Annotated in this window: 6 protein-coding genes; 4 read left to right on the forward strand and 2 right to left on the reverse strand. The window is 49.1% G+C overall.

The features are described 5' to 3' along the window. The first annotated feature begins 158 nt into the window (after positions 1-158). On the forward strand, positions 159-524 hold the full coding sequence (locus tag QUB33_RS19265; RefSeq protein WP_333352724.1) for a hypothetical protein: 366 nt from the start codon (positions 159-161) through the stop codon (positions 522-524). Positions 525-745: 221 nt separating this feature from the next. Here the strand turns inward: QUB33_RS19265 and QUB33_RS19270 are convergent, their stop codons facing one another. Then, positions 746-5,899 (reverse strand): CHAT domain-containing protein, encoded by a 5,154-nt coding sequence (locus QUB33_RS19270; RefSeq protein WP_333352727.1) that lies wholly within the window; start codon positions 5,897-5,899, stop codon positions 746-748. 205 nt (positions 5,900-6,104) lie between these two features. Between QUB33_RS19270 and coaE the strand changes: the two genes are divergently transcribed. Together coaE and patX are read left to right on the forward strand one after the other, a co-directional pair. Continuing rightward, complete coding sequence (gene coaE / locus QUB33_RS19275) at positions 6,105-6,842, forward strand: dephospho-CoA kinase (RefSeq protein ID WP_333352730.1); 738 nt, start codon at positions 6,105-6,107, stop codon at positions 6,840-6,842. A gap of 828 nt (positions 6,843-7,670) precedes the next feature. Continuing rightward, positions 7,671-7,895 (forward strand): heterocyst-inhibiting protein PatX, encoded by a 225-nt coding sequence (patX, locus tag QUB33_RS19280; RefSeq protein WP_333352734.1) that lies wholly within the window; start codon positions 7,671-7,673, stop codon positions 7,893-7,895. A gap of 291 nt (positions 7,896-8,186) precedes the next feature. Here patX and QUB33_RS19285 read toward each other — a convergent pair whose 3' ends face one another. Beyond that, positions 8,187-9,593 (reverse strand): TldD/PmbA family protein, encoded by a 1,407-nt coding sequence (locus QUB33_RS19285; protein WP_333352737.1) that lies wholly within the window; start codon positions 9,591-9,593, stop codon positions 8,187-8,189. A gap of 271 nt (positions 9,594-9,864) precedes the next feature. Between QUB33_RS19285 and QUB33_RS19290 the strand changes: the two genes are divergently transcribed. Next, positions 9,865-11,481, forward strand: coding sequence for a HAMP domain-containing sensor histidine kinase (locus QUB33_RS19290; RefSeq protein WP_333352740.1), 1,617 nt, complete (start codon positions 9,865-9,867; stop codon positions 11,479-11,481). The last annotated feature ends 76 nt before the right edge of the window (positions 11,482-11,557 follow it).

Below are 11,557 nucleotides of genomic sequence, written 5' to 3' on the forward strand. Positions count from 1 at the left end.
TCAGAGAAATAATCCAAGAGTTGTCAAAAAACCTGTTTCAAAATTTAAATCCAAAAAAGTTAAACACAGAGGTACTGAAATAAAAATGAATCCTCCTGTTTTTAATATCTTAAAGCCTCCCAAGCCTTAAGTAAACCGTATTGGCTTATAAGCAGCGGATGGGCATTGAAGAAATGTTCCGAGACTGTAAAACAGGAGGCTACAATCTTGAAGGAACAAGCCTCAAAGGGAACCGGCTTATTAACATGATTCTGCTCATGACACTGGCGTACAGTTCAGCAATATTTCAAGGTAATGAACTGAAGAAAAAGCAGGTACAAGAATATGTATCTCGTCGCACAGAACCCAAGAAAAAATATCGCAGACGGAGTACATTTGGTGTTGGATTAGATGGAGAAAAGTGGGTTAACTATCTAGAACAATATTCTTTGGAGGTGGAACAGTTAATGAAGTTAACTCCTTCTAAACGCCGCTTTTATCAACAAGGTATGCTGGCTGCAACCCTTATACAGTCTATCTCGTAGACCTCTTTGTCACCCCCCCAGGAAAGGAGAATCACCTCGATATAGCACATCTAAGGGGTATCTCACCCGGAACCCCGGCAACGAACTTTATGATGTACTCCGCATCCTCAAACGCTTGAGTCAGATAGCAGCTACCAATTAGTCCTTAGTCATGACTCATGAATTATTGGTTATTGGAACCAACAAATAACCAATAACCAAGAACAACTAACCAATAAGAATTACCACGGGGAACCGATCATAGTAAAAGCAGCCCAATAATAAGGATGCGACAAATTTCGATCGCCCCTGGCGGCCAACTCCGACGGTAAAGGCAGAGCTTGATTGTTGCCCGCTCGCACCAAATAACCATCTTGCAACCGCACTTCTCCCCGCAGCATCGCCAACTGCGCTTGCCGTAAAGCCTCAGCCTTAATCGGCGCTGTACGCAACTCTTGGTAAAACTCAGTCATCAGCCCCAAAGTAGCGACATCGCTGACATACCACAAACTTGCCAAAGCGGATTTTACCCCCGCGTGTACCGCCAACCCTGCAAACCCCAACTCAGCTTGTTCGTCTCCCACCGCCGTAGTACACGCACTCAAAACCAACAACTCCACCTGCGGGTTAGATAGCTTCAACTGCTCCAACTGATTCAACCGCAACTTAGTATCCCAAAACTGAATGTAAGAATTTTCCGCCCCCCCAGGCTGAAAATCCCCGTGAGTAGCTAAATGAATAATTTTGTATTGCGGTTGATTGCGCTTGTTCTTCAAATTTGCCAAAGTAAAAGCTTCATTGAGAAAAGACGAACCCGGCCAAATCTTGCCGACAATTGTCGATATTTCCAACGGCACCGCAGGCAAAGGATTTTGATCGTATTTGGCAGGAAAATTCGACGCACCCATCGCTAACACTTCAGAACCCTTAACATCGGCATAGCGAGTATCAGTTAAACTCAAACTCGGAATCAGCCCCAAACTGTACTTTTCTACCAAAAACTGCTTGCCGTCGTAAAGAGCAGCCAAAGGCAAAGTTCGCAAACCGGCATCCATCGAAAACACCAAAGTGTCAATCTTGTTAGCCTCCAATTCCGGTTGCAGGGGTGCAATTAACCACTGGTAAAGTTGCTCGGCAGGTTCCTTGTAATTAGCAGCATTCAATCTCCTAGGAGTTCTGATAGCATTAGTGAATTCTTTAGCAACTTGCAGCACTGTCTCGCGGCTTGCAGGCACGCTTTTAAAAACATTTTTGCCGTCTGGCAATAACAACACAAGTTCTAAATGTTTGTCTTTCGCCCACACGTAAAGGATGGCGGGTTTAACGCCAGTCAACCGATTGACGCTGCTGAGAGTATCTCGAATACTTTGCTGCGTGACTGACTTTTCCGTGAGATTACCCCCAAAGTAACGTTCAAATTCCCGGCCCTGAGTTCTATCCCTTTGCTGCACTGCGTCGATCGGACTTATTTGCGCGATCGAACTCGATCGAGAAATCTCAGGAACCCTCACATTCCCGACACTTTCTGCACTCACCGCACTCGCAGGCTTCTGTGGAGTTGTTGCCAGGCTGCCGTTTTCAGTCGTCGCAGGCGCGCCCAAATTGTCTGTTAACACCGACGGCGACAGCACTACCGAGGGGCCGGCCGCAGTCTCGTTGGGCCGCGCATCAACAGACGCCGCAGCAGGTTCTGGCGAGACATTTGTGGTACTGCCCTTTGGCACCGACGCTGCGGGAGGGAGACTCACCTGAGTCACAATTTGTTGAGAATTGGCTGTAGTTTTCAGTTCCACGCTGCTAGTTGGTGCCGGACTCGACACGATCGCCAGCGGCCCGATCGCAGTTGAGGAGGTGGCAGTGTTCGACTTCGAGTTTCCCGTCCCAACAGTTGCCGCCGTGCAGGTTCCCGACGGGCAAGTGCTTTGCAGCAGCGTCTGTGAACCCGACTGAGCCAGCCCGTCTGTAGAAATGCTGACCTGGGCGCGCTCAGCAGCCGTTCCTGTTCCCGCAGCCCGAAATGCTCCCCCAGCTTCGATTGCCACATCGCCGCCGGTATTGCCACGAGCTTTGATCGAAACAACTTCAATATCTTTCTGTCCGGTAATTTGGCTCGAACCGGCACTTCCCGATTGCGAACTCGAGTTGATCACCCCTGTAACGATCCGGCCGGGCGCCGCAATCGAAATATCTCCCCCGCTTCTGGCACCAAAAGCATCGATGTTGCCGGTTTCTACCCCAGCGGCGCTGCGAATAGTGATAGGGCCCGCCACCCCGGAAGTTGAGCGAGATGAAACCGTACCAGCAGTCAACTTGCCTTGACTGGTAGTGATGTTAATCCCCGCAGTCGAGGTAACGTCTCCGACGGCTACAGTACCGCCCATCAGAGAGATCGTGGCGTTATCAGTGCCGACGATCGCACTCGTTCCCACGATCGCGCCTGCGCCATTGGGCGAGCGAATCGTCGTAGGATCTTGAAATGTCACCGCCACTGGCGTTGAATTTGGAGGTGAATTTGGCGTTCCAGAAGGAATCGAGATCAGCCCGCTACCGTCAGCGCGCCCGATCGCGATCGAAGCAAACCCATTCCGAAAAGTGTTCAATTCAGCAGCAGTCAAGTTCAGAGCTTCTGTATCGTCAGAACCTTGAATTATAATGTTTTGGGTTGGATCGGCCGGTTGCAACACCAGATTGCCGTTGCTGGCGATCGAATTTTTGTCACCCGTCAAATCAATTTCGTTGCCCGTCAGGGTAATATCTCCCCCTGTTTGCGAGTCGCCAGCTTCGATCGCCCCTGCTGTGACTCCACTGCGCCCAGTCAGCGTCACATTCCCCGCGCGATCATCGCCCCTGGTGTCGATCGCCCCGGCAGTCACCGTCCCCTGTGCGGTAACGCTAACATCTCCCGCCGAGTTGCCTGTATCTTCGGAAGAATTGACAGAAGTGTTGATGGTGCGGGAAGTTCCAGTAAGTAGCCGACCGGTTGTGACATTGCCTGCGGTGCTGACGATGCGAATTTCCTGATTGTTGGTAGTGATATTTCCGGTACGGATATTGCCGTCAGCTTTGAGACTAATTGAGGCATTGTCGGCCGCTGTCAGGGAATTTGTGGTAGTGATTGTTCCCAAACCCGCTGGTGATTGAATAATTAGCGGATCGTAAAAAGTGAAATCGTTGGCAATCAGAATTGAACCGATACCGTTGCTGCGCCCGATCGTAATTCCAGCAAACCCATTTTCCAAACTTCCGAGGTCGTTTGCCGTCAGATTCAAATAAATATTAGTGCCGACATCTCCTGAACCGCCGATCGCAATATTTTGACCTGGACTCCAAGGTTGCAGTACCAAAAAGCCAGTACCGCTGACTGAATTTTTGTCGCCTTTAAAATTAATTTCATCACCAGTCAAAGTAATGTTTCCCAAACCCCCTGCGATCGAGCTAACTCCCAGAACATTCCGAGCCGTCACAGTTACATTTCCCGTCGCTTCCGGGCCGCTGGCATCAAGTTTTTGGGCCGTTACGTTCAGGCCGTCGAGCACAATATTCCCGCTGCTGCCGGTGCTGGGATTGGATGAAGAAATATTGTTGGCAACAGTCGCACCCGGACTAATCAAACTAATATTTCCGCCGTTACTCGACAAATTGCCCGCAGTAATTTGATTTCCAGAAATGGCGATCGCACCGCCAGCCGTGCTAATTGTATCGCCCGCATTCATCGAAAAAGCACCCGCACCATTGCGATCGGCATCGGCTCTCAATGTTACCGAACCAGTAGTTGCTTGAAAGCTCAACTGATTGTCCGCCAAATCAGCAATTGTAATATCATTGAGCGCTTCGAGAACCACATTTGACGTACCGGACATACTTTCCAAAGCTCTAGCCGAAATAGTCAGCGAAGCCTCAGAATTGTTTTCCTGTCCTGGTAGCGTTCCTGTTGCCAAAATATTATTGTTGGCAATTATTGCCCCATCACCCGCACCTTCTGCGGAATCTGTAATTAAAATCTTGTCTGGATCTAACAGCAAAGTCCCCAAACCGTTTGTCCCCGAGGTATCGACAGTACCGTTAAAAATCAATCTTTGCTTGCCCGAAACTTCCACAAACCCCCCAACACCTGCGGTAGTTGTTGCAGAAACGCCATTGGCGCTGATGCTGCCCAAAAATGCTGTTGTGTTGTCAGCCCAGACCACTACTCTGCCACCGTTGCCTGATTCAGTTGCGTTGGCGGCGATCGAACTTTTGCCATCCACGTAAGTCATCCTGGCATTCGGCACAGTTCCCTCGCCTCGGTAATCTCCCCCGATCCGCACCGTTCCGCCACCGTCGGGCCCGGAAGCCTCAATCTTCGCTCCCAACAGCCCTACCTTGTCGCCCAACACGTTGACGCTTCCTCCCGTGCCCCCCGTAGCAGACACGTCCGCAGATCCCGCTACCAGCGCAGTTCCAGCACCTCCTGGCACTGTTTGGCCGCCTGTGAGCACAACTTCACCTTGAGCGTTCGTAGTTATACCTGTAGCGTTAGCCACACCGGGGCCCGAAAGCAGCCCTGGTAAACTCTGGGGAGAGAAGGGAACCGCTTGCGAACCGGACACTCCGGCTGCGGGAGAAACTTCTAAACTCAGCAAAAGTCCGTTTTGACTCAACCGCACCAGATTTTCGCCCGGAACAGCCGCCACAGTAATTTGACCGCCCGGGGCTGAAAGTTGCCCTGTACTGATGACCGTTCCGCCCAGCAAAGTCAAATTTTGCCCGGTTCCGACAGCCAAGTTACCGGCATTGACAATACTCGCGGGCTGTGAGCCAAAAACAAAAGCATTCGGCGCTCCGACTAGGGCTGGGTAGTCGTTGGCGCCTGTAGCGTTGAACCAACGGTCGTCCAAACCGATACCGCTAGCCGTGGTAGCCAAAAAAGACCCGGACACGTCGAGTCTGGCATTTGCTCCAAAAATAATGCCTGCGGGGTTCATCAGCAACAAGTTAGAATTGCCGCCAGTAACTTGAATTAGACCGTTAATTAACGAAGCGTCCCCACCGACAACGCGGCCGAGGATATTTTTAACGGTTGGGTTGGAGATGAAATTGGCAGTTTCGCCCGAATTCAGACCGAACCGAGTAAAACTGTGGAACAGATTTGCTCCGTCTCTGGAGGGAGTGCCGCCTTGAATGTCGTAGCGAGGGGGCGACCCTGTACCTGGGGCGGTGACAGCGGTTCCGGTGCCGTCTGGGGCTGAAATAATAGATTGTGCCGCAGCAATTTGAGATTGGGGATAAATTGCCACGAGTATCCATCCCCTGCTGTTTTCTTTGAGGAAAACCAGGTTGGGGAAAAAATCTAATATCAAAAATCCAGCAAGGGGAAGGGCTGCCAGAATCGACCGCACAGCACGTTGAGCATTCATAAGTTTGCCTCGGTCTAGACCTTGATTAGAGTTTAAAATTGAGATTTTAGGTAAAAAAGAGTCGATCGCACCCCAATCCTGACACTTCCTAACGCGAACTCTCGCTCGCAAATCTTAAATTTTAAGTCTAAATTTGATTGTGTCACCAACATAGCAAAGACTGACAGTAAGTGTCGAAACACAGGAAGTTTAAACAGAGAAAATTATGAGCGATCGAATTGTCCGTCTGATCGGTTTAACTGGGGGCATCGCCACCGGTAAAACCGCTATATCTAATTATCTGGCAGATGCCTGTGGATTTCCGATTTTAGATGCCGATATTTACGCCCGCGAAGCTGTGAACCCCGGTTCGCCAATACTTGACTCTATTGTAGAACGATACGGCGCCGGTATTTTGCTCCCGGACGGCACTTTAAATCGGCCGGAGTTGGGAAGTATTATTTTTTGTAACGCAGCGGAGCGACAGTGGTTGGAACAACAGATTCACCCTTACGTGCGCCGCCGATTTGTTGAGGAAACTCAAAGCTGCATTGCTGCATTGACTCCGGTATCTCAGGACACGCAGAATTTAGGTACAAAAACTCAAGAAACCAAGTTTTTTCACCGCGATCAAAAGCTAGAACAAAGTATTGTTGAAAAAAACTCCGCTTTCTGCGCCCTCACTGACACGGTGACTTTGGTTTTAGTAGTGCCGCTGCTGTTTGAAGCTAATATGACTGACTTGTGTACCGAAATTTGGGTGGTGTACTGTTCACCCGAAGTGCAGTTAGAACGACTAATGCAGCGAGACGGCTTGAGTTACGATCGAGCTCAGGCCCGCATTAACACTCAGTTGCCGCTAGCTCAAAAATGTCAACAAGCTGATGTTGTTTTGGACAACTCGTCAACCCTCGAGTCGCTATTCCTGCAGGTAGATGTGCAAGTCAGTCGCTGTGAGATTTGATATTTGAGATTGACTCCGCGATATCAGTTTTAAAACCTGTTTTTTTACTCACTGCGCGCCAGTTCGATTTGAGAGTTGAGATTTGAGATTGACTCCACGATTTTGTGAAAGGTTTTTTTTCCCCAACCGCTTTCGACTCCTCCTTCGGAGTGGCGCGTAACCGCTCTTGTCACAAAGCCAGAGAAGAAAAGATCAGAAAAGATCAGAAAAAATCAGAAAGAATCAAAGGTTCACAATTTATTTAAAAATACAATAGCAACCATTTATGAAGTTAATGTGAAAAATTAGGCAGTACCCGCTTTAAGGAATCTCATTCACCAAGATATTTATATGTAAGGTGCTGATGGCGCGCCTGGGTACTTTCCTGTTGTGTCTTTAATCCCCCGGTTGCCGCTTCACCTCAATAAATTATGAAGTCAATCATAAAAGTAGTAAAACTTTACAATTGGCGGTTTTCGTTTCCTTGTTGGAAGCCCCTTTCAAGAGGATTCCAGGGGTCTTACCATTTTAGATTTTAGATTTTAGATTTTAGATTTGGGAATGATTTATAACTACCAGGGTTGGGAAGACGGGCACAGAAGAGTAGCATTATTTTTTTGAACAGGGTCTTGAATTCTGCTGGTTGCCTGCAAGTAGCAGAGAATTAGAAACTACCAGCGAACAAGCGAGCTAGATGAGGGATTTTACCCGCTTTTAACCAAAACTCTAAAAAATTGCAGGTGCCGTCACTTACTAATTGATGACTTCGCCACAATTATTATTTTTTTTATCCTGATAGCAGAGTACAGACTGCGTATCAAGAAGGGGAAAATACAAATACCAAAATTTATGATGCGCGTTTACTCTTCCATCCTGATGTCAAGCCTGTTACTGAGTGGTACCGCAGTTAACGCTCAAAGCTTAGAAACTCGATCGACCTTTTTTGCTGAAAACAACTCTGCTCCAGAAATTTTAACCACTCTAGCTGGCACTCCGACCTTTGACGCAGATAATAGCGATAAAGATGAGTCGCCAGAACGAGGCGACGGGAGATCGAGCCGAAAAAAGCGATAATTGCAGGGAATTAGGGGGAGAATGGCAGAATATAAAATTGAGAGAAGAAGAGAAAAATTGAAAATTGCGAGCCATTAATTGCGAACTTACGTACTGCATAGCAAAAAACCGATTTTTCAGCGGTATTTGACGACTCAAGGCATAATTGTTCGCTATTCCGGTTTTTTGGCCAAGCGTCCTCAAGATATCAGACACCACCAAAGGGCGCGAAATGTTGCACTCAAAAAATAAAGAAAGGTAAAGCGCGAGTAGGAATATGGCGCTTTACCTTTTTTTTTTACTTTTGCACCTTTAATCTTCTTCCGCAGCTTCGCCACCAACAACGACATCGCGAATCCGCAAACTCGGACCGCCGCAGCCTACCGGCAAACCGCTTTGTCCTGCTTTGCCGCAGCCGCCGGATTCATCCCAGTAGAAATCGTCGCCGATCGCCTCAATATCGGCTAAAGTGCTGAAAACATTACCCGAAAGGGTAACATCCCGCACGGGATTGTCGAGTTTTCCGTCGCGGATCATCCAAGCTTCGCCGGCACTGAAAGTAAACATTTCGCCGTTAGTCATGCCGCCTTGCCAATTGCGCGCATAAACTCCTTCTTTGATACCAGAAAATAAGTCAGCAACTGGCGTGTCACCCCGTTCGATCCAAGTATTCGTCATGCGGACGATCGGCGGATAATGATAATTCAAACAGCGAGCATTGCCAGTAGGCGTTTCTCCCAACTTGCCAGCAGTTTCCCGCGAGTGCAGCCGCCCGACTAAAGCGCCGTCTTTAATTAACTGAGTAGTAGTCGCGGGAGTGCCTTCGTCGTCGTAGAAATAGCTGCCCCGGTGTCCCTCTGGCGCTGCACCGTCGAAAATTTGCAAGTTTTTGGGGCCGAACTGGCGGCCGAGGGTCATAATTTCCAAAATGTCGGGATTTTCGTAGGCCATGTCGGCTTCGGAAAGGTGTCCGAAGGCTTCGTGGACGAATAATCCGGTCAAAATTGGGTCAATGACGACGGTGTAGGTGTTGCCTTGGACGGGGGGTAAGGCTAGGGAATCTACGGCTCTCTGGGCGGCGCTGCGAACTTGAACATCGAGATCGGTTAAATCTTCGTAAGCTTTGCGGGAACCGGTGGTTTCGCGGCCGGTTTGTACGGTTTCCCCGCTGCGGGCTGTGGCGGCAAAGCGCATTTCCATGTCTGCCCAACCTTGTTCGAGCATGGTGCCTTCGGAGGTGGCGAGGATGATGCGCTGGGTGCTGTCGCCGTAGCGCACGGAGATTGTGGCGATGCGGGGGTCAATGCTGCGGAGAATGGCCGCGTAGCGATCGCACAATTGCTTTTTGTCAATTAGGGGAACCAGACGGGGGTCTGTTCCTGTCAGCGGCAGCAAGCAAATGTCTTGTATTGGGGTGACAGGCGCCAGAATCGTTTCTTCTTCCCCGATCAGTTTGGCTGCGGCGATGGCTTCTTCGATTCTTTCGGCGAGGGTGGAAAGTCGGTTAAAACTGGCAAAGCCCCAGCCGCCTTTGTGACAAGCTCTGACTTGGCCGCCAATTGAGACTCCTTCGCTGAGGGTTTCAATTTTTTCGCCCCGCAGCAGGATGTCGGTGCCTTCGGCTTCTTCCAGTCGAATTGCCAGATAATCGACTTGGTGACGGTAGCGTGCCATTAAGTGTGACAGCAGATTTTTCGAGTCGGCGATCGAGGTGGGCATAAGGAAAGCGCGGTGTTTAACTTACTTCATTTTGCACTTTTGTCAGGGCGATCGTCCAAAATATCGCCCCAAGCGCGGAGATTGCGACTTATTGGTACGGTTCTGCCAATATCGTTAGTTGACAAATGTGGATATCCTGTGAGTTAGGAGGAAGGTGCAAGAAATTATGCGGGATTTTTCGATCGTGCTGGTGCTTGACTCCTAACTCCTGAACTTTCCTATACATAAATACTTCACCCTTCATGCCTGTGAAGGTGGGTTTATAACTACTATGAATACTTACTTTTTACCGACAATAAGCGAAATTTTAGCCTCCGAAGGCCAAGAAAATGACCTGAGTCTCTTTGATGCTAAGTTGGCGGGAGAAAACAACCGCCATCGCTGTCCTGGAAGCCGTGGGGCTTCTCGGCTGAAAGCTGAACAGGAATGGTACGGGGCGATCGCAGCTTTGAATCAAATGCTCGATCGGCAAAAAGCAGGACAAAAAACAGATGCCGATCGAGCAAATGGTCGATCGACAATCCCCAATTCGTGTCAGGGATTGGTGTTGTCTGGTCCGTCTTCGGTTTTGACTGACCCCGCTTTGGCCAACGGCTTTGCCAATAGGATTTTTACCAGTATTCCCGACAACGATGCAGCTTTGTGGTCTTTTCGGGCTAGACAAACTTTAGCTTTAATGCCGGCGGCTGATGTGCAAACATCAGTGCCTCCGGCGGCCCCGGCTTTGGCTTTGGCAAGTGGAGATCCCTTAGCCAACGAGCAGTTTTGTTTGGTTTTAACTGCTAGTTTTAGCCTGGTGATGGTTTTGGGTGAAAATTCTGCGGGAATTCCGGCTTTTCTATTTTCTTTCGATCCGCAAGTAGTCGCCAAAGCTTGGGAGGTTTTGCGGCGCAGGGTGACTGAAAGCGAATGTTTGCTTGCCAATTCTGACGGTAGCTTCAATTTACCAGTTAGCCAATTAACTAATAATTCTACTAAATTAGACGCGCTGTTCCAGCAGTTTTTGCCTGTCGAGCCAAATTATCAAACAGTGATGCAGTTCAGCCGCTTGCTGTTGCATAATTTGCCGGTTGGGAAAGATGAAGCAGGCCGGATAAAGGATGAAAGAATTGATGATTGTTTGAACCCGAGGCATAAAAAGTTATCGGCTACAGATATCAACTGCAAATCTCCAATTCCTCTCGCTACTAAAGAGGTGGAATTGCTACAGGCGATCGCCCACGAAGTCCGCACTCCTTTGGCTACTATTCGCACGCTGACTCGATTGTTGCTGAAACGTCCCAAACTCGATCCGGTGGTGGTCAAGCGTTTGGAAATGATTGATGCTGAGTGTACCGCTCAGATCGATCGCTTCGGTTTAATTTTCCGCGCCGTGGAATTGGAAATGTCGCAAGCTAAAAATTCTGGCGTGCAGCTAACAGCAATGTCCCTCGGTGAAGTGCTGCAAAATAGCATTCCCCGTTGGCAAAAACAGGCGGCTGTGCGAAACCACACTTTGGAAGTTATTGTGCCGAAAAAGTTGCCGGCGGTAGTCAGCGATCCGACGATGCTGGATCAGGTTTTAACTAATTTGATTGAGAATTTTACTCGAACTTTGCCTTCCGGGAGTCGCATTCAGGTGGAGGTGACATTGGCGGGCGATCAGTTAAAGTTGCAGTTGGAATCGGAACACCTACCTGAAGGTAATGTCGCATCGACTTTTGCAGCTAAGGCGAATGCTCCTTTGCGATCGATCGGCCCTTTGTTGATGGTGCAGCCGGAGACGGGAAGTTTGAGTTTAAATTTGAGCGTGACTAAGAATTTATTTCGGGCTGCTGGTGGGAAGTTGGTAATTCGCCAGCGACCCCAAAAGGGCGAGGTGATGACGGTATTTTTGCCGCTGCAATAGTCAGTTGTCATATCATTTCCGGTTACACCGGAATGATGTTGACTGTTCACTGTTGACGGTTGACGGTTGACAGTGA

The organism is Microcoleus sp. B3-A4, assembly GCF_036705385.1.
Lineage (GTDB): Bacteria > Cyanobacteriota > Cyanobacteriia > Cyanobacteriales > Microcoleaceae > Microcoleus.

Bases quoted from the DNA above. Each gene is read 5' to 3' on its own strand.
- patX (WP_333352734.1), top strand. From the start codon at position 7,671: ATGATGCGCGTTTACTCTTCCATCCTGATGTCAAGCCTGTTACTGAGT.
- coaE (WP_333352730.1), top strand. From the start codon at position 6,105: ATGAGCGATCGAATTGTCCGTCTGATCGGTTTAACTGGGGGCATCGCC.
- QUB33_RS19270 (WP_333352727.1), bottom strand. From the start codon at position 5,899: ATGAATGCTCAACGTGCTGTGCGGTCGATTCTGGCAGCCCTTCCCCTT.
- QUB33_RS19265 (WP_333352724.1), top strand. From the start codon at position 159: ATGGGCATTGAAGAAATGTTCCGAGACTGTAAAACAGGAGGCTACAAT.
- QUB33_RS19290 (WP_333352740.1), top strand. From the start codon at position 9,865: ATGAATACTTACTTTTTACCGACAATAAGCGAAATTTTAGCCTCCGAA.
- QUB33_RS19285 (WP_333352737.1), bottom strand. From the start codon at position 9,593: ATGCCCACCTCGATCGCCGACTCGAAAAATCTGCTGTCACACTTAATG.